We start from the raw sequence: 18479 nt of genomic DNA, 5'->3' as shown, positions 1-18479 counted from the left end.
GTGCCGATGACGGTTTCGACGCACACCCCGGAGCCCGGGATCGCCGTGGTCACCGTGGCCGCTCCCCCGGTGAACGCGCTGACCGTGCGCGGCTGGTTCGACCTCGCCGAGGCGATCGAAAAAGCCGGTCGCGACCCGGACGTGCACGTCGTCGTGCTGCGCGCGGAAGGCCGCGGGTTCAACGCGGGCGTCGACATCAAGGAGATCCAGCGCGATCCCGGTTACGACGCGCTGATCGGCGCGAACGAGGGTTGCGCGGCGGCGTTCTCGGCGGTGTACGACTGCCTCGTGCCGGTGATCGCGGCGGTGCAGGGCTTCTGCCTCGGCGGCGGGGTCGGGCTGGTCGGCAACGCGGACATCGTTGTGGCCAGCGAAGACGCGGAGTTCGGACTGCCCGAAGTGGACCGTGGCGCACTCGGCGCGGCTACGCACCTGGCGCGGCTGGTGCCGCAGCACCTCATGCGCGCCTTGTACTACACGGCGTCGAAGATCAGCGCGCAGCAGCTGCACCACCACGGTTCGGTGTACGCGGTGGTGCCCCGCGAGGACCTCGACGAAGCCGCACTCGCCGTCGCACGGCAGATCGCCGCGAAGGACACCCGCGTGATCCGCGCGGCCAAGCAGGCCATCAACGGCATCGACGTCCAGCCCGTGCACCGCAGCTACCGGTTCGAGCAGGGGTTCACGTTCCAGCTCAACCTCGCCGGCGTCTCGGACGGCGCGCGGCAGGAATTCTTGGAGAAGGGAAAGCCTTGAGCGACAAGCGGATGAGCGCCGACGACGTCGTCGGCGAACTGCGCGACGGCATGACGCTCGGCATCGGTGGCTGGGGTTCACGGCGCAAGCCGATGGCGCTGGTCCGGGCCATCCTGCGGTCGTCGTTGACGGACCTCACGGTCGTCTCGTACGGCGGCCCGGACGTCGGTCTCCTGGCTTCGGCGGGCAAACTGAAAAGGCTGGTCTTCGGGTTCGTGACGCTCGATTCGGTGCCGTTCGACCCGTGGTTCAACCGGGTCCGCGAAGCCGGGTCGATCGAGGTCACCGAGTACGACGAGGGCATCCTCGGCACCGGGCTTTCCGCGGCGGCGCAACGGCTTCCGTTCCTGCCGACCCGCGCCGGGCTCGGCTCCGACGTCATGACGATCTCGCCGTCACTGAAGACCGTCCGCTCCCCCTACGAGGACGGTGAGGAGCTGCTCGCCGTACCCGCGCTGCGCCTCGACGCCGCGATCGTGCACCTCAACCGCGCGGACGCCCGCGGCAACGCGCAGTACCTCGGCCCGGACCCGTACTTCGACGAGCTGTTCGCGCTCGCCGCCGACAAGTGTTACGTGTCCACGGAAAAAGTCGTTCCGACAGCCGAATTGACCGAACAGGCGCCGGTGCAGAGCCTGCTGCTCAACCGCGCGAGCGTCCACGGCGTCGTCGAAACCCCGCGTGGCGCCCATTTCACGTCCGCCGCGCCGGATTACGGCCGGGACGAACGGTTCCAGCGGCACTACGCCGCGGCGGCCAAGGACCCGGACGCCTGGCCGGCGTTCGCGGACCGGTTCCTGGCCGGCGACGAGACGGACTACCAGCGGGCCGTCACGCGGTTCGCGGAGGAGGCGGCATGACGCGCGCGGACGTCGCGGTCGTCGCGTGCGCGGAGCTGTTCCGCGGCGACGGCGAGATCCTGATCAGCCCGATGGGGTACGTCCCGGCGCTCGGCGCGCGGCTCGCGCGGCTGACGTTCGAGCCGGACCTGCTGCTGTCGGACGGCGAGGCGTACCTGCTCGAAAGTCCCGTCGGCAAGCCGGTGATCGAGGGCTGGCAGCCGTTCCGGAAGGTCCTGGACACCGTGGTGCCGCACGGGAAGCGGCACGTCGTGATGGGTGCCAACCAGGTCGACCGGCACGGCAACCAGAACATCTCCGCCATCGGCGACCACGAAAAGCCGAAGAAGCAGCTGCTCGGCGTGCGCGGCGGCCCGGGCAACACGGCCAACCACCGCACCAGCTACTGGGTGCCGCGGCACAGCACCCGGGTGTTCGTCGACCACGTCGACGTCGTCTCCGGCGTCGGTTACCCCCGGGCCCGCGAGGCCGGGCTGCGCTACCACGACGTCCACCGCGTGGTGACCAACCTCGGCGTGCTCGACTTCGGCGGGCCGGACCACGCGGCGCGGCTCGTGTCGACGCACCCCGGGGTCACGGTCGGGGAGGTCGTCGCGGCGACCGGGTTCCCGCTGGTCACCGAGGGCGTCACGGTGTCGAGGGAGCCGACCGCCGAGGAGCTGGAGCTGATCGCCGAGCTGGATCCGAAGTCGTTGCGGGAGAAGGAAGTCCCGGAATGAAGACGCGGCTGACCGAGCTGACCGGCGTCCGGCACCCGGTCGTCCAGACCGGGATGGGCTGGGTGGCCGGGCCGCGGCTGGTGTCGGCGACCGCGGAGGGCGGCGGGCTGGGCATCCTCGGCTCGGCGACGATGACGTTCGACGAGCTGGAAGCCGCTGTCAAGGAGGTCAAGAGCCGGACGTCCGCGCCGTTCGGGGTCAACCTGCGCGCGGACGCCGACGACGCCGGCCGCCGCGTCGACCTGCTGATCCGCGAGAACGTCCGGGTCGCGTCGTTCGCGTTGGCCCCCAAGAAGGACATGATCGCGAAGCTGAAGGACCACGGAGTCGTCGTGGTGCCGTCGGTCGGCGCGGCGCGGCACGCCGAGAAGGTGGCGGCGTGGGGCGCGGACGCGGTCGTCGTCCAGGGCGGCGAGGGCGGCGGGCACACCGGCGGGGTCGCCACGACGCTGCTGCTGCCGTCGGTGCTCGACGCCGTCGACATCCCGGTGGTCGCGGCGGGCGGGTTCTTCGACGGCCGCGGGCTGGCCGCCGCGCTGGCCTACGGCGCGGCCGGGATCGGTATGGGCACGCGGTTCCTGCTGACGCGGGAGAGCACCGTGCCGGACGCCGTCAAGCAGGCCTACCTCTCGCACGACTTGAACGGCACGGTCGTCACCCGGAAGGTGGATGGCTTACCTCACCGCGTGTTACGGACCGGGCTGGTTGACGGGCTGGAGGCGTCCGGGACGCTCGGCGGTCTCGCCCGGTCGGCGGCGAACGCGGGACGGTTCCGGCGGCTCACCGGCCTTTCCTGGGCTTCGCTGGCCCGCGAGGGCATCCGGATGAAGCGCGGCGGGCAGCGGACGTGGGCGCAAGTGCTGATGGCCGCCAACACGCCGATGCTGCTGCGCGCGGGACTCGTCGACGGCGACCTCGCGGCCGGGGTGCTGGCGTCCGGGCAGGTCGTCGGGCTGCTCGCGGATCTCCCCCGGGTGGGTGACCTGATCGAACGGATCGTGAGCGACGCCGAAGGAATCCTGCGCGGGCTGTGTGCTTGACTTTCCGGCATGATCTCGGAAAGCCGTTGCCCGGTGGAGGACGGTGAGCTCCAGGTCCGCCGCGGCGGCGAGGGGCCGGTGCTGCTGCTGATCTCGGGCGGCACCGGATCGGGTGACGCCTACCGTGCGCTGGCGAAACACCTGTACGAGCACTACACGGTCGTCACCTACGACCGGCGCGGCCACTTCGCCAGCACGGACACCACGACGGGCCCGGTCCCGGTGGCGCTGCAGGCGAACGACGCGCTGGCGGTGCTGAACCACGTGACGGACACCCCGGCGCTGGTGTTCGGCTCGAGCGCGGGCGCGCTGATCGGCCTCGAGCTGGTCGCCCGCCACGCGGACCGCGTGTCGACGCTGGTCGCGCACGAGCCGCCGGCCGTCCACCTGATGCCGGATGCGAGCGGCTGGCTCGAAGCGGCGGCCGAGCAGGTCCAGCTGGCCCGTTCGGGTGAGCTGATGACGGCGGTGACCCGCTTCGCGGACGCGATCGCAGGTGCCGCGCTGCCGAACCTGCCCAACCTCCGCCTCCCGCACGAGGCCGACTGGATCCGGCTGTTCGACCGCGAGCTGACGCCGTTCTTCGACTACCTGCCGGACCTGCGCGCGCTGCGCCGGGCGAGCACGGAGGTCCTCCCGGTGGCCGGCGAGGGAAGCCGCGGCCGCTACCACTACCAGCCGGCGAAGATCCTGGCGCTGGAGCTGGGCCTGCCGTTCACGGAAATGCCCGGCGCCCACCTGGCACCGCAACGGAACCCGGTCAAGTTCGCGGCCGCGTTGCGAGACCTGCTGTCCCCGGACGCTGCCTGACCCGCGCGCTGACCCCAGCGCCGTGTCGTCGCCGCAATCACGCGTGTCGACCCTTCGGACACACGAGTTCGCGCTCCGGCACGGAGTTCCGGAGGAATCCGCGGGCGCACCCGGCACCGAGCCGCCGGAGCGCCCCTGCCCTCAGCGACATCACCCGTGTTCAGACGGACGACACGGGTGATTGCACGGACGACACGTGTGTTTGAAGGGACGACACGCGTACCTGGCTGGACGACACGCGTACTCAGGCGGACGACACGACGTCAGACCACCCGGGTGCCGTCCTTCCAGACCTCGCGGATGTTCCCCGCCAAGCCCGGGAAGTCGTACGGGTCCCCCGCCACCACCACGAGGTCCGCGCGCAGGCCCGGCTCGAGGCGGCCCAGCTCGCCGTCCAGGCCCATCAAGCGGGCCGCGGACGACGTCGTGGCCTCCAGGACGTCGCCGGGCGTCATGCCGCACGCCGCCATCAGGGTCAGTTCCTCGAGGTTCGTGCCGTGCGGGCCGACGCCGCTGTCCGTGCCCATCGCGATGCGGACGCCGGCGGCGTACGCGCGGCGGACCGAGTCGCGGTGGGCTTCCACCACCTCGCGGGCCTTGGCGACGACGGCCGAAGGCAGGTCGACGCCCGCGTCGGCCGCGCGGACCACGTTCACCGGGGCGATCAGCGTCGGGACCAGCCACGTGCCGTGGCCGAGCATCAGCTCGATCGCCTCGTCGTCGAGGTAGATGCCGTGCTCGATCGAGCGGACGCCCGCGCGGACGGCGTTCTTGATGCCCGCCGAACCCTGCGCGTGCGCCATCACCGGACGGCCCTGCGCGGCCGCCTCGGCGACCAGGACCTCCAGCTCCTCCGGCGTGTACTGCGAGTGCCGCGGGTCGTCGCGCGGCGAGAGCACCCCGCCGGTCGTGCACACCTTCAGCACGTCCGCGCCCGCGCGCAGCAGCGTGCGGGCGACGCGGCGCATCTCGTCGGGGCCGTCGGCCGTCGCGTCCGGGCGGCCCGGGTGCGGCACGAGCAGCGGGACGCACATCCCGGACGGGCTCCACGCGTCGCCGTGGCCGCCGGTCTGGCTGATCAGGCCGATCGAGATCTGCAGCCGCGGCCCCGGGATCAGGCCGTCGTCCACCGCCTGCTTGATGCCGAGGTCGGCGCCGGAGGCGTCGCGGACGGTCGTGATGCCCAGCCCGAGCGTCGCCCACAGGTTCCGGGCGGCCTCGTAGAACTGGTACGAGAACGGCTTCTGCACGCGCGCGAGCAGCCCGATGTCGGACACCGTGACGTGCACGTGGCAGTCGAACAGGCCCGGCAGCAGCACCGCGCCGGTGCAGTCGACGCCCTCGTCGCCGTCCAGGTCCGTGCCGACGTCGACGATCCGCCCGTGTTCGACGGCGACGTCGGCCGCCGCCGGGTCCGCGCCGGTGCCGTCGAACACCGAACCGCCGGTGAAGACCGTGCGAGTCACGCCGCCTCCTGGGGAGAAGCCTGTCGTTGGACCAGAGCAGCCAGTGCGAGCACGACGACGTTCGCGCCGAGCCCCACCAGGCCCACGTTGACCGTGCCGACCAGGTGAGTGTCCACAAAGGTCAGCCAGATGACCACGAGCTCGCCGGCCACCAGCCCGGCCAGCACCGGGCCCTTGCCGACCGGCACGCGCCGGAGGAAGCCGAGCAGGTTGGCCGGCGCCAGCTGGACCGAGCCCGAATACGTGAGCAGCAGCAGGTTGGCCAGCAGGTCCGGCCGGAAGATGCCGAGCACGAGGGCAAGGGTACTCGCGACCACAACCGTGCCGTGGTTGATCCAGAACTGCTTGCGGCCACTGCGGACACGGACTATGTTGCGCGCCACCAGCGACGAGATGCCGATCAGGATCCCGGCCGCCGGAACCATCGCGGTGGCCGTCGCGGCGACCACGACGACGCCGGTCACCCAGCCGGGCAGGGCGTCCTTCGACAGCGTCAGCAGTACGCCGTTCGGGTCACTGCCTTTGGGCACCACGAGGATCGCGGCGAACCCGATGACCATCGGCAGCAGCAGGCACAGCTCGTACACCGGCATCCAGGCGTAGTTGCGCCGCAGCACCTTCGGGTCCCGCGCGGACATCAGCGCCGGCCACGAGTGCGGCAGCGTCATCAGGCCGACGCCGATGGCGCTGACCAGCATGCTCGTGATGAACCAGACGTGGTCGTTCGCTCCACTGTGGACGATCAGCTTCTCCGGGTGCAGCTGCTCGATCTTGTGGAACACCGCCGGGATGCCGCCCGCGAAGTGCGTCGGCACGGCGATGATGAGCACCACCAGCGCGACGAGCATGACGCCGTCCTTGAAGTAGGACGTCGCCGCGACACCGCGCAGCCCCGCCCACAGCACGAACGCGACGATCAGCACGCTGCCGGTCACCATGCTCAGCGTGCCGGACGCGTTGTCGCCGGTGACCAGCCGCACGATCAGGCCGAGCCCGGTGATCTGCAGCTGCAGGTACGGCAGCACGAAGATCACGCCGAGCACCGCGGACAGCGTGCCGAGCGTCCGGCTGGAGTAGCGGTCTTCGAGGAAGTCGCCCTGGGTGAGGTAACCGCGGTCCTTCCCCATCGTCCAAAGCCGTTTCGCGAGGAAGAACAGCACGACGTAGGCGATCGGCACGTACGGCAGCGCGTACATCGCGGCGACCCCGCCGGAGAACGCGAGCCCGGCCATGCCGAGGAAGGTGAAGGTGGTGAACACCTCCCCGGCCTGCAGGAACCACATCGTGAGCGCGCCGAAGCGGCGGCCGCCGACGGTCCACTCGGCCAGGTCGGCGACGGGCTTGCGGCGGCCGACGAAGCCGAGCACGCCGATCAGGACGATGCCGGCGAGGGTGAAGGTGAGGATCACGCGTCGTCCTCCTCCCCCGCCGCGCGCAGCAGGCGTTCGGACCACAGCAGCGCCGGGGTGAACATCAGGCACCAGAACGCGCCCCACACCACCATCCGCGGCAGCCCGAGCCACAGCCCGGTCGTGTTGACGAACGGCAGGAACGGCATCAGGACCAGCGCGAGCACCGGGAGCAACGGGGGCCAGTGGTAGCTGCGCACGGGGTCACCCCGCCAGGATCTCGAGCCGGCGGACGGCGAGCTCGGCCAGCAGCGCGGCGCCGTCGCCGAGCACGCTGTCGTCGAACCTCGCGCGGGGCGAGTGGTTGTCCGGCGCGGTCGCCGGGTCCGTCGGGCAGGCGCCGAGGAACAGGTACGCGCCGGGCACGCGCTCGAGCACGCGCGAGAAGTCCTCCGACCCGGTGATCGGTTCGGCCATCTCGGTGAACCGCTCCTCGCCGAAGACGTCGCGGATCGTGTCCGCGACGAAGTCGTACGCGCCGGCGTCGTTGACCGTCGCCGGGTACTCCGGCTCGAACGTGACGTCGACGTCGAGGCCGTGCGCGGCGGCGACGCCGCGGCAGACCTGGACGGCACGCTCGCCGACGCGGGCCGCCGTCTCCGGCGAGAACGAGCGCAGGGTCGCTTCGAAGCGCGCGTCGTCCGGGATGATGTTGCGCCGGGTGCCGGCGTGGAACATCCCGACCGTGACGACGACCGGGTCGAAGACGTCGAAGGTGCGCGTCACCATCGTCTGCAGCGCGGTCACCATCTCGCAGGCGGCCGGGATCGGATCGCGCGCGTCATGCGGGGACGAGCCGTGGCCGCCTTCGCCGAGAACCCGCACGGCCAGCGCGCCGGACGCCGCCATCAGCGTCCCGGGCCGGGCCGTGAACTGGCCCTTCACGTAGCTCGCGGCCGAGACGTGCAGGCCGTACGCGGCGTCGACGTGCTTGCCGGACGCCGTCAGGACGCCTTCCTCGATCATGTGCCCGGCGCCGTCCCAGCCCTCTTCGCCGGGCTGGAACATGAACACGACGTCGCCGGGCAGGTCGTCCTTCCGGGCGGCGAGCAGCCGGGCCGCGCCGACCAGGCCCGCGGTGTGCAGGTCGTGGCCGCACGCGTGCATGGCGCCGTCGAGGGTCGAGCTGAACTCCTCGCCGGTGGCCTCGGTGACCGGAAGTGCGTCCATGTCACCGCGCAGGAGGACCGTGCCGCCGGGCTTGCCGCCGCGGAGGACTCCGGTGATCGAGGAGAGGTTCTTGCCGAGGGTGAGTTCGAGACCGAGGCCGTCGAGCGCGGCGAGGACGCGGTCCTGCGTGCGCGGCAGGTGCAGGCCGATCTCGGGGATGCGGTGCAGGTCACGGCGCAGGGAGACCAGATCGTCGAGCAGGACGGCGGCGTCGGAGCGCAGAGTCATCCGCCGATCATGCGAGAGTCGAGCACAATGGCGGGGAAAAACCCACAGAACCACCGTTTCGAGGGCCGATGAGCGAAGAATCCGCCATGTTGGACGAGCAGGACCTCAAACTGGTCGACGCGCTGCAGGCGGCGCCGCGGGCGTCCTGGTCGACGCTCGGAAAGGCGCTCGGCCTGGGCGCGGTCACCGCCGCCCGGCGCTGGGACGGGCTCGTCGAACGCGGCGACGCGTGGCTCACCGCGTACGCGGGCGGCGAGCTCACCGCGCAGCTCGCCCTGGCGTTCGTCGAGATCGACTGTGCACCCGGCACGACCTTGCGCGTCGCCGATGAGCTGGCCTCGGACGTGCACGTGGTGACCGTCGAATGCGTGGCCGGGCCGGGTGACCTGCTCGTCCACGTCGTCGCGCCGACGGTGCGGGAGCTGGGGGCGCACGTGCTGGACCGGGTGGCGGCGACCCCCGGCGTCACGCGGGTGCGGACGGTCGTGTCGCCGCGGATGTTCACCGAAGGCAGCCGGTGGCGGGTGCGCGCGATCTCGCCCGGGCAACGGGAAGCGCTGACGCCGAAGCCGGTGCGCCACCGCGCCCCGCTGCGGTTCGACGAGGCCGACCGGGCGCTGATCCTGGCGCTCGGGGTGGACGCGCGGGTGTCGGCGGCGGCGCTGGCGGCCGAGCTCGGCGTCGGGGCGACGACCGTGCGGCGCCGGCTGGACGCGCTCCTGGCCCGGGGCGCGATCCGCGTGCGGTGCGAGATCGCGCGGTCGGCGTCCCCGGCGCCGATCACGGTGACGCTGTGGCTGCGGGTGCCGCCGGACAAGCTGGAGACCACGGCACGGTCGCTGGCCATGCTGCCGGACGTCCGGATGTGCGCGGCGGTGTCCGGGGCGGCGAACCTGATGCTGGTGGTGTGGCTGCCGTCGCAGCACGAAACGGTGGCGCTGGAAGGGGTCCTGGCCGCGAAGCTGCCGTGGCTGGAGATCACCGGCCGGGCCGTCACGCTGCGGAGCGTCAAGCTGATGGGCCGGCTGCTCGACTCGGCCGGGCGGGGCGTCGGCCGCGTCCCGCTGGACTTCTGGGCCACGGTCCCCGTGCCGGAGCACGGGGACCGCAGCTGAGCCGGTCCGGGGGATGAGGGGGGTGAGGTGGAGGGAAGCATCCACCGGACCGGGGATTGCGGAACGGCCCGCGACCGAGGGGGGCGGTCGCCGGGCCGGGATCCGGGGGGAGCGTGGAAGCTCGGAGACCGGATTTCGCGGGACCGTAAGCGGATCTCGCGTGACTGGGGACGTGACTCGCGTGATGGAGGACGGAAGTCGCGTGTCCAGCGGGGCATTTCGTGTGTCTGGAAGGGCATCTCGCGTGATTGGAGGGGCATCACGCGTGATTGGGGGGTCGACTCGGGTGGTTGGGGAGAGTTCCGGGCCGGCGGGCGAGGGGGGGTGAGGTGGAGGGAAGTGCCTGCCGGACCGGAACTCGGGGCGGGAGCTGCTCCCGCGACTGTCCTCCTTCGCCTGATCCGCAGTGGATCGTTGTGGGGGAAAGGAATCCCGGCCCGGTGGACGAGGGGGGTGAGGTGGAGGGAAGTCGTCCACCCGGCCGGGGCTCGGGGGCGGGACCGTGGTCCCGGTGGTGCTACCGGCCCGGTGGGCAAAGGGGGGTGAGGTGGAGGGGAAACACCCACCGGGCCGGTGACTCACGAACGGGACCGTGGTCCCGCGTACTGCTACCGTCCCGGCGAACGGGGGGGGTGAGGTGGAGGGAAGTGTTCGCCGGGCCGGGGATCGTGGGGCGGGTCAGTACCCGCCGGAGGAGGACGTGGCGACCGCCTGCTGGGCGTCGGGTCTGCGGGCCGGGTCGACCTTGCAGCCGCTGGGTTCCACGGCGTACCAGGTGTTCCCGGCTCCGTGCCCGTTGGCTTCGCCGGGCGCGGTGTCCTTGCTGTAGCTGTAGACCGGCCAGCCGCCGACGGTCACCTGCATGGTTCCGTCGGAGCGCCGGATCTGCCCGATGAGGGCGGTGTCGACGCTCTCGGCGACCGTGATCCGGCCGTCCACCACCACCGGCGGCCACGTCTTCGCGCACGCGCCGTCGCAAGTGGACGTTCCGGAGTCCTTGCCGTCCTTGGTGAACAGGTAGAGCGTGTTCCCGGCCTGGTCCGTCAGGACCGGACCGAGACCGCCGACCTCGGTGGTGCCGATCGTGGTCGGCTTCGCGGGTTCCGTGGCGGAGGAAGCCGAGCCTTGGCCCGCCTTCTCCCCCGTCGGCGCGATCGCCGCCCAGTCCGCGCTGACGTTCTGGCCGAGCGCGACGCCCCGGCCGGTGTCCTTGGCGTACCGGTAGACCGGCCAGCCGCCGACGGTCACCTGCTTCTGCCCGTCGGGTCTGGTGACCTGGCCGATGAGCTGCGCGTCCACACCGGCGGCGAGCGCCGGGGTGTCGGAGACCAGCGGGGGCCACATCTCGGCGCAAGCCCCGTCGCAGACGGCCTTCGGGGGCTTGGCGGTGTCCTTCGCGTACCGGTAGAGCGTGTGGCCCTCGGTGTCGGCCAGGACCGTGCCGAGACCCTCCACTGTGGACGTCACGAGCTGGACCTGGCCGGCACCCGCCGGAACCGTGCTCGCCGGTTGCTGCTGCTGGAGTCCGAGCGCGGCCGGCTGCACGGTGGTGCCGGACGTGGCGTACGGATTGGTCCCACAGGCCGTGACCAGCGCGAGGCCGGCGACGGCGAGCAGAGCGGCAGCGACCGGGCGAGCACGGTTCATGACGTTCACCCTTCTTGGAGCGATGGCCGGTTGCGGTCGGGCGGAGCCGTTATTCCTTGCAGGCCTTGCCGGAGTTGACGCAGTTGACCAGGCGGCCCATGATCCGGTTGCTCATCACGTTCGCGAAGTCGTCGTGGTCGGACCGCGGGTTGTGCTTCTCCTGGGCGAAGGCGTCCACTTTGTACTGACCGTTCTGCTGGACGTCCTGCGGGACGTTGTAGACCAGCGTCACCTGCAGCTGCGGGATGTTCTTGAACCCCTGCGGGCACTTGCCCTGCTGGTTGGCGAACACCACGTGAGTGCGGTGGTTGGCGCTGTCGGTGTTCTTGCCGTCCCAGCAGTTCGGGAAGGCGTGGATGCGCTCCACCTTGCTGCCCGCCGGGCAGATCGGGTAGAGGTCGGTCAGCCGGTCCTCGAAGCCGGTGCAGGTCCAGCTGGGCCGGGCGTTGGCCGGGCCGTTGGTGCTCTGCTTGGCGTCACCGTAGAGGATCTTCAGGCCGAGCGGCATCGCGACGACGTTCCTGGCGCCACCGCCGATGAACTTCAGGGTCGCGGACTCGGGCTCGACGATCTCGCCGTCGTTGTCGCCGACCTCTTCGTTCGCGCCTTCGGGGCCACCCAGCACGTCGGTCGGGGGCGCCGCGGCACTGCTGCTCTGGTTACCGTTCTGGCCACCCTGGTTCTTGCCGCCGTTGTTCTTGCCGCCCTGGTTCTGGCCGCCGTTCTGGCCACCACGACGACGGTCCTGCGCCTGCTGGTCCTGCTGCTGGGCGTTCTGGTCGTCCTGCTGCTGGGCGTTCTGGCCACCGCGCGTCCCGCCGCCGCCGTTGTTCTTCTTCTGCTGACCGTTCTGCTGCTGACCGTTCTGGTCCTGCGCGTTCTGGTCCTGCGCGTTGGGGTCGGCATTGGGATCGGCGGCGTTCGGGTCCGCGTTCGGGTCGGCGGCGTTGGGGTCCGCCGTCGCCTGGTCCTGGCCCTGTCCGGCCGCGTCCGCAGCCTGGGCGTCCGCGGCGCTCTGGTCCTGCTGGACGTCGCCGGTCTTGCCCTGCTGCTGTTGCTGCGCCTGCTGGTTCTCGCTCGCGTTCGCCGCGTTGTCCTCGCGGTCGATCCGGATGACGGGCCAGAAGTAGGCGGACTTGTCACCGTTCTTGCAGGTGGTGCCACCGGCGAGCAGGCTCTTGAGGCTCGAGTCGGCGTCGGTGGTCAGGTTGCCGACGTAGTCGTGCAGGTGCTGCGCACCGTTCTTGATCCCGGGCTGGGCGATGAAGTTGTCCGGGTTGTGGTGGCCGCCGTCGGCGTTCGTTCCGCAGTCGACGGTGAAGGAGCCCTGGGCACCCTTCTTCGCCAAAGCCGCGTTGACGTTGTTGCCGGCGGGAACCTTGTTGATGTCGATGAAGAACGACGGGTCAGCCGGGTCCGCGCTGGCCTCGCCCGTGCGGCCGGTCGAGACCGCGACGGCGAGTGCGCCGACGGCGATCGCCAGGCCGATCGCGCCCATCGCGATCTTGGTTCGACGGGCAACACGATGCTTGCCCGTCACGGGGGACCGAGAATTCCGGGGCATGGACTAGTTCACCTCGTTCGTTTTTCCGGGCGCGCCGAACAGCGCGGCAGCCCGGGCAAGAACTACCGATAATTGAGGTCGTGATGTGGTGCGGAACCCGGGGGAAGTGGTGTCCGGGGCCCTCCGCCGAATGGTCCGGCGTCGCTGCCCGGCGCCACTTGGTTCCGGCTCGGGTGTCTATCGGGGTGCATCAGGGGGATGCATTGGGGGATACGGACGCCAGTGGCGCGAGGTTCAAAAGCGACCGGCCCGTTATCTTTTCGTTATCTAGCTCGGCGCAACCGGACAGCATTCACCCAGGTCACGGCGATAAATGAGAAAAATTGATTCAGCGTCGCGCGGTCAGCGCTGCACCATGACGAGGACGGTGCCGTCCGCGCCACGGACCTCGAACCGGCCGATCTGGTCCATCGGCGTCGAGGTGGACCCCTGCAGCCGCAGCGGTTCGGGCGAGCCGGGAATGCCGAAGCCCTTGGGCGGCACGGACCAGCTGGCGACCACGCCCTCGCTGCCCGAAACGGAGACGGCGATCAGCTGGCACTTCAGCGGCCCGACGATGCCGCGCAGCTCGAGCTCGATGCGGCTGCCCCACTCCACCGGCAGGACGGTGACGAGGGCGCTGACGGCGGACCCGCCGCTGCCGCGGCCGTAGGTCTGGCCGTTGCCGGGCTGACCCGGCGGCGCAGTGGACGTCGCGGGGACGCTCGTCACGGGCGGCGGCTGCTTGCTGCTCGGCGCGGAGAGCGACGCGGGCGGGACGGCGTCGGCCGGCCGGACGGCGAGGGTCACGAGCGGGCCGGCCACGACGAGCGCGGCGGCCGCGGTCCCGGCGATGATGCCGAGCCGTTTGCGCCGGCGGCGCTTCACGGACGCCTCTTCCATCAGGCCGCGCAGCACGCGGGGCCCGGGGGCGAGGGTGCGCGGGCTGGGCGCCGGCATCGGCGGCTCCGGCCAGCTGCGTTTCACGAGGTCGAGGACGTCCGGCAGCTGGTACAGCTCGATCAGGTCGAGCTGGCAGTGCGGGCAGTTCATCAGGTGGGCTTCGAACTGCGTGCTCTCGGCCTCGGTGAGGACGCCGAGCACGTACGCGGCGACGTCGGTGTGCGCGGACCCGGCCACCCTCAGCTCACCCCCGCTCACGCAGGGCACGGCGCAGGGCGCGGACGGCGTGGTGGATGCGGGACTTGATGGTGCCCGGGGGCACCCCGAGCGTGGCCGCGACCTCGTTCACGGTGCGATCGCGCAGGTAGGTCTGCTGGATGGCCTCGCGCTGCTCGGGCGAAAGTCCCTGCAGCGCTTCGTAAACGATCATGGCGGCGAGCGTGCGGTCCGACTCGTCGGACACCGCGATCGCGTCGGATTCGATCTCTTCGAGCTCCTGGGGACGGACGCTGCGGCTGCGCCAGCCGTCGATGACGGTGCGGCGGGCGACGGTGAACAACCACGCGCGCAGCATCTCCGGCTGGCGGTCGAGCTTGTCGGCGTTCCGCCACGCCTTGATCAGGGTCTCCTGCACGACGTCTTCGGCCCACTGCCGGTCGTGGCCGGTCAGCCGGAGCGCGAACGCCATGAGGGACCCGCCGAACTCCTGGTAGAGCGCCTTCGCCAGATCGTCATGGGCGTCGTTGGGCTCAACAACGACTTCCTGATCTTCGACGGGTCTCAGCGCTCGAGTGTGCCGTCCCACGCCGGACATCTTGGTGCGCCGGACGGCCTACGTCTAGTGCCAAGTGCCGGGCAAGAGCGGCCGAAAGTTTTTTGAACCGTTTCCCTACCGTGTCCGTATCCCCTACCGAAGACCCCGACAAGGCGTTGTCCCCCGCAACGCTCCGCATCCACCCCGGACCAGTCGTCCACAGTGGATCTTTCGCGCGCTTTTCCGTTGCACCCCCGGCAACAGCGCGTAGTCATGCCCCACGGAGGAGCAGTGATCCGCATTCCCCGACCGGTGGTCCCCGCCGCCGTGTGCCTCACCGCACTCGCTCTGCTCACCGCCTGCACCGCCGGCGCCGCGACCACCTCGGGTGGTTACGCCGCAGGTGGGGGCGCCGGGATGCAGATGCCCGCCCAGCAACCGGGCCAGATGACCCTCGCCATGCCCCAGCCGATCACGGCCAACCCGAACGACCCGGCGAAGAGCCAGCTCCGCGCCGCGAAGACGTTCGACCTGGGGCTCATGCTGGTCGACGGAACCGGTTACACGATCTACCGCTACGACCGCGACACGACCGACCCCTCACGGTCCAACTGCAACGGTGCCTGCGCCACGAAGTGGATCCCGGTCAACGTCGGCGGCCCCGCGCCGATCGGCGTCGACACGTCCCTGATCGGCCAGATCACCCGCGAAGACGGCAGCCAGCAGCTCACCCTCGCCGGCTGGCCGCTGTACCACTTCACCGGCGACAGCGAACCCGCCGACACCTCCGGCCAAGGCGCCGACCAGGCGTGGTTCCCGATCGCGCCGGACGGCAAGAAGATCACGCTCACCCAGGACGAGTGGAGGCAAAATGCGTTCGGCATCTGAGCTCACCGCGCTGGAGCTCGACCCGCCGACCGCGCTCGAACGCTCCCGGCCGCTGGTCCGGATCTTGTTCGTGGTGGTCGCGGTGCTGGCGCTGCTCGCGCCGGGCTCGGCCTCCACCGCCCAGACCACGGCCGTCTCGCCCACCGACTCGGTGCTGCTGACCAAGGTCCGCCAGGCCGGGCTGTGGGAGATGCCCTCGGGCATGATGGCCATGCAGAAGGGCAGCCCGCTGGTCAAGGAAGTCGGCTTCGCGATCATGATGGATCACGGCCGGCTCGACGTCGCGACCCGCGCGCTGTCGGCGAAGCTCAACTCGCCGGTGCCCGACCAGCCCTCCGACGAACAGCGCGGCTGGCTGCTCGAAGAGATGAACGCGGCCCCCGGGCCGGCGTTCGACCGCGTCTTCGCCAACCGGCTGCGCGCGGCGCACGGTCAGGTGTTCGCCATCCTCGCGCAGCTGCGCGCCGGCACCCGCAACGACGACGTCCGCGCGTTCGCGACCGTCGGCAACCAGGCCGTGATGCGGCACATGACGATGCTCGAGAGCACCGGCATGGTCGACTACACCGCGCTCCCGGAGCCCGCGGTCTCCACGACCGCGGCGCCCGCCGGGGCCCCGCTCGGCCTCGACACGTCCCAGATCGCCGTGGTGGCGGCCCTGTTCCTGCTGGTCGGCGGTGGCCTGTTCTACGTGCTGCGCCAGATCAAGGGCAACCGCAGCCGCGCCCGGACCTCGTCCCGTCCCGCCACCGCCGTTCGTGCCGGGAGCAGTCATGGTTGAGACCTGGCACGACGCGACGATCCTGATCACCCAGCAGTTCCAGCCGAAGACCGACCCGGCGGCGCGGGGCCTCGCGGCCTTCGCCGCCCGGGCGTCGTACGCGGCGATGATGCTCACCCTCACCTGGGGTGTGCTCACCGCCACCGGCTGGGTGCGCTCGGTCACCGGGCGCAAGGCCCTGCGCAGCTCGCACATGGTGCTGGCGACCGGCACGCTGATCTTCGGCGGCATCCACGCGCTGGGCTTCTTCTACCTGACGATCCAGCCCTACTCCCTGCAGTACCTGTTCCTCCCGTTCCTGTCCGGCCAGGAGATCCGGCACAGCATCGGCATCGTCGGTTTCGAGGTCATGCTGGCCATCGCGCTCACCGCGGGCCTGCAGCGGTTCACCTCGTACCGCCGCTGGCTGTGGCTGCACCGCTGCGCCTACCCGGCCGTGGCGCTGACCGCGTTGCACGCCTGGTTCGGCTCGATCGCCAACGGCCACCTCGCCGTCGTCTGGCTGGGTGGCATCACGCTGCTCATCCCGGCGGCGACGGTGTCGCTGCTGCGGTTCCTGCCGGCCCGGACCCTCGAACGCATCGGACTCGTGGAAGAGCAGGTGGCCTGACATGCCCCTCCGTTTGCCCGGTAGCGGGCCCCGGATCAGCGTCGACAACGACCGTTGCGAGCTCTACGGCATCTGCGCCATGGAGGCGCCGGACGTGTTCGACCTCGGCCAGGACGGCCGCCTGCGCTTCCACACGCGGCTGCTGGACGAAACCACCATGGAACAGGCGAAGATGGCGGCCCGCTGCTGCCCGATGCAGGCGGTCGTGATGAGAGGGGACCTCGATGGCTGACGGCGACCGGATCGTCATCGTCGGTGCGGGCGTCGCCGGGCTGCGTGCCGCGGAACGCCTGCGGGAACAGAACTTCGACGGCGAGATCGTCCTGATCGGCGACGAAGCCCGTCGCCCGTACCACCGCCCGATGGTCTCCAAGGCGCTCGTGATGGGGACCGAACGGCCCAGCGACGTGGGCCTTTCGCACTACCTGCCGGACCTGGACGTGCACTGGCGCCTCGGCGCACGGGTCACGCACCTCGACACGACCGAGCGGGTCGTGCACCTGCCCGGCGGGGAATCCCTCTGGTACGACGGCCTGATCGCCGCGACCGGCGTCTACCCGCGGCACCTGCCCGGGTCGCCGCGGCACGACCCGCGCGTGCGGATCCTGCGCACGGTCGAGGACTCGATGGCGGTGCGGCGCTGCCTCAACGCCAGCAAGAAGCCGGCCGTCGTGATCGGCGCCGGCCTGATCGGCAACGAGTTCGCCGCGAGCATGCGGCACATCGGCCGGGACGTCACCCTGGTCGGTCACGCGAAGGCGCCACTGCACCGCTTCGGCGACCGCGTCTCCAGCGGCATCGTCGAGGCGCACCACGAGCACCGCGCGAAACTCGCGATGAAGAGCGAAGTGCGGCACTGGATCAGCACGAAGGACACCGTCGGGCTGCACCTGACGAACAACCAGCTGCTGGTCGCCAGCGTCGTCGTGCTCGCCATCGGCAGTGTCCCGTCGGTCGACTGGATGCGCGGCTCCGGCCTCGACATCAGCGACGGCGTGCTGTGCGACGCGAAGCTGTTCGCCGAGGGCGCGTCCGACGTCGTCATCGCCGGGGACATCGCGCGCTGGCCGAACCTGCGCTTCGACGAGACCCCGCGGCGGGTCGAGCACTGGATCAACGCCGTCGAGTCGGCCCGGCACGCGGCGGACAACCTGCTGATGGGCCAGTCCAGCGCCAAGCCGTTCACCCCGCTCCCCCGGGCGTGGTCGACGCTGTACGACACGCGGCTGCAGATGTGCGGCATGCCGTCGCTGGCCGAAGACACTGTGACGCTGGCCGACGGCATCACCGGCTTCATCCGCGACGGCCGGCTCGTCGGCATCTCGGCGTGGGACAAGCCGCGCGCGATGCTCGACTGGATGGCCGAGCTCGACCGCCGGCTGCCCGCCCCGGACTTCGTGCCCGAGCCGGAGCCCGCTCCCGCCCCGGTCTCCGAGGTTCCCGAGGTCCCGGTCGTCGAGCCGTCGCTCGCGGCGCTGGCGGCCGACGTGCCGACGGAGTTCGAGAGCGGTTTCGACGCCCAGGCCTTCGAGCGCGAGTTCGAGAGCGAGTTCGCCAACAACATCCCGACCACCGCGTTCGCCGCGCAGTCCCTGCCGGTCGTGCCGGCGGGGGTCACCACGGCGTTCCCCGCGCAGTCCCCGCCGACCATGGCCATCCCGATGGGGAGGTAACGAAGACCGGGGCGAGGCTGCGCGCGGCGGCCCTCGTCCCTTGGCCGGCCACCACGTCCCCTCCGCGGCTGGGCGGCGTGGTGGCCGGCCCCCAACGTCCCCACTGC

The 18479-nt window shown here is 71.1% G+C and carries 19 protein-coding genes; 11 read left to right on the top strand and 8 right to left on the bottom strand.

All coding sequences use genetic code 11. The annotated features are described in order from the left end of the window. Positions 1-6: 6 nt before the first annotated feature. Genes VA596_RS49030 through VA596_RS49010 form a run of 5 tightly spaced genes read left to right on the top strand, consistent with a single transcriptional unit; the run spans position 7 to position 4185 of the window. The gene (locus VA596_RS49030; protein WP_323337638.1) at positions 7-756 is read left to right on the top strand and encodes an enoyl-CoA hydratase family protein; all 750 of its coding nucleotides are present in this window, start codon (positions 7-9) and stop codon (positions 754-756) included. Continuing rightward, positions 753-1616 carry a CoA transferase subunit A gene (locus VA596_RS49025; protein WP_323337636.1) on the top strand — a complete coding sequence of 288 codons (864 nt, stop codon included), beginning with the start codon at positions 753-755 and terminating at the stop codon, positions 1614-1616. Before VA596_RS49030 ends, VA596_RS49025 begins: the two co-directional genes overlap by 4 nt. Beyond that, a complete protein-coding gene (locus VA596_RS49020) occupies positions 1613-2335 on the top strand; it encodes a CoA-transferase subunit beta (RefSeq protein ID WP_323337634.1) in 723 nt (240 codons plus the stop codon). Before VA596_RS49025 ends, VA596_RS49020 begins: the two co-directional genes overlap by 4 nt. Continuing rightward, positions 2332-3375, top strand: a complete 1044-nt coding sequence (locus VA596_RS49015; RefSeq protein WP_323337632.1) for an NAD(P)H-dependent flavin oxidoreductase — start codon at positions 2332-2334, stop codon at positions 3373-3375. The genes VA596_RS49020 and VA596_RS49015 overlap by 4 nt, the downstream gene beginning before the upstream one ends. A gap of 9 nt (positions 3376-3384) precedes the next feature. Beyond that, positions 3385-4185, top strand: a complete 801-nt coding sequence (locus tag VA596_RS49010) for an alpha/beta fold hydrolase (RefSeq protein WP_323337630.1) — start codon at positions 3385-3387, stop codon at positions 4183-4185. Positions 4186-4448: 263 nt separating this feature from the next. Here the strand turns inward: VA596_RS49010 and VA596_RS49005 are convergent, their stop codons facing one another. The 4 genes from VA596_RS49005 to VA596_RS48990 are packed head-to-tail and all read right to left on the bottom strand — an operon-like array spanning position 4449 to position 8458. Then, complete coding sequence (locus tag VA596_RS49005; protein WP_323337628.1) at positions 4449-5651, bottom strand: metal-dependent hydrolase family protein; 1203 nt, start codon at positions 5649-5651, stop codon at positions 4449-4451. Continuing rightward, entirely contained in the window at positions 5648-7060 is a 1413-nt protein-coding gene (locus tag VA596_RS49000; protein WP_323337626.1) for a sodium:solute symporter family protein, read from the bottom strand. Before VA596_RS49000 ends, VA596_RS49005 begins: the two co-directional genes overlap by 4 nt. Continuing rightward, entirely contained in the window at positions 7057-7260 is a 204-nt protein-coding gene (locus VA596_RS48995; RefSeq protein ID WP_323337624.1) for a hypothetical protein, read from the bottom strand. Before VA596_RS48995 ends, VA596_RS49000 begins: the two co-directional genes overlap by 4 nt. A 4-nt stretch (positions 7261-7264) precedes the next feature. Further along, entirely contained in the window at positions 7265-8458 is a 1194-nt protein-coding gene (locus VA596_RS48990; RefSeq protein WP_323337622.1) for a M20 metallopeptidase family protein, read from the bottom strand. An 86-nt stretch (positions 8459-8544) separates the two neighbouring features. Here VA596_RS48990 and VA596_RS48985 point away from each other — a divergent pair, with 86 nt between their 5' ends. Continuing rightward, positions 8545-9573: an Lrp/AsnC family transcriptional regulator gene (locus VA596_RS48985; RefSeq protein WP_323337620.1), complete on the top strand. Its 1029-nt coding sequence runs from the start codon at positions 8545-8547 to the stop codon at positions 9571-9573. 678 nt (positions 9574-10251) lie between these two features. Here the strand turns inward: VA596_RS48985 and VA596_RS48980 are convergent. The 4 genes from VA596_RS48980 to VA596_RS48965 all read right to left on the bottom strand — a co-directional run bounded on the left by VA596_RS48980 (position 10252) and on the right by VA596_RS48965 (position 14471). After that, positions 10252-11220 carry an SCO0930 family lipoprotein gene (locus VA596_RS48980; RefSeq protein ID WP_323337618.1) on the bottom strand — a complete coding sequence of 323 codons (969 nt, stop codon included), beginning with the start codon at positions 11218-11220 and terminating at the stop codon, positions 10252-10254. Between the two features lie 49 nt (positions 11221-11269). After that, positions 11270-12784 carry a DUF1996 domain-containing protein gene (locus VA596_RS48975; RefSeq protein WP_323337616.1) on the bottom strand — a complete coding sequence of 505 codons (1515 nt, stop codon included), beginning with the start codon at positions 12782-12784 and terminating at the stop codon, positions 11270-11272. Positions 12785-13126: 342 nt separating this feature from the next. Beyond that, positions 13127-13924 (bottom strand): zf-HC2 domain-containing protein, encoded by a 798-nt coding sequence (locus VA596_RS48970; RefSeq protein ID WP_323337614.1) that lies wholly within the window; start codon positions 13922-13924, stop codon positions 13127-13129. Further along, entirely contained in the window at positions 13911-14471 is a 561-nt protein-coding gene (locus VA596_RS48965; RefSeq protein ID WP_323337612.1) for a sigma-70 family RNA polymerase sigma factor, read from the bottom strand. The genes VA596_RS48970 and VA596_RS48965 overlap by 14 nt, the downstream gene beginning before the upstream one ends. Positions 14472-14711: 240 nt before the next feature. Between VA596_RS48965 and VA596_RS48960 the strand changes: the two genes are divergently transcribed. From VA596_RS48960 to VA596_RS48940, 5 genes are read left to right on the top strand one after another with little or no spacing between them, the layout of a single operon-like run. Beyond that, positions 14712-15308: a COG4315 family predicted lipoprotein gene (locus VA596_RS48960; RefSeq protein WP_323337610.1), complete on the top strand. Its 597-nt coding sequence runs from the start codon at positions 14712-14714 to the stop codon at positions 15306-15308. Continuing rightward, entirely contained in the window at positions 15292-16089 is a 798-nt protein-coding gene (locus VA596_RS48955; RefSeq protein WP_323337608.1) for a DUF4142 domain-containing protein, read from the top strand. Before VA596_RS48960 ends, VA596_RS48955 begins: the two co-directional genes overlap by 17 nt. After that, positions 16082-16699: a ferric reductase-like transmembrane domain-containing protein gene (locus VA596_RS48950; RefSeq protein ID WP_323337606.1), complete on the top strand. Its 618-nt coding sequence runs from the start codon at positions 16082-16084 to the stop codon at positions 16697-16699. Before VA596_RS48955 ends, VA596_RS48950 begins: the two co-directional genes overlap by 8 nt. A 1-nt stretch (position 16700) precedes the next feature. Next, positions 16701-16931 carry a ferredoxin gene (locus VA596_RS48945; protein WP_093953060.1) on the top strand — a complete coding sequence of 77 codons (231 nt, stop codon included), beginning with the start codon at positions 16701-16703 and terminating at the stop codon, positions 16929-16931. Next, complete coding sequence (locus tag VA596_RS48940) at positions 16924-18372, top strand: NAD(P)/FAD-dependent oxidoreductase (RefSeq protein ID WP_323337603.1); 1449 nt, start codon at positions 16924-16926, stop codon at positions 18370-18372. The genes VA596_RS48945 and VA596_RS48940 overlap by 8 nt, the downstream gene beginning before the upstream one ends. The last annotated feature ends 107 nt before the right edge of the window (positions 18373-18479 follow it).

The sequence above is a fragment of the Amycolatopsis heterodermiae genome, assembly GCF_034929455.1.
Classification (GTDB): domain Bacteria; phylum Actinomycetota; class Actinomycetes; order Mycobacteriales; family Pseudonocardiaceae; genus Amycolatopsis; species Amycolatopsis heterodermiae.
Note: the sequence above shows the minus strand (reverse complement) of the source record. Positions and strands in the feature narration are given on the sequence as shown.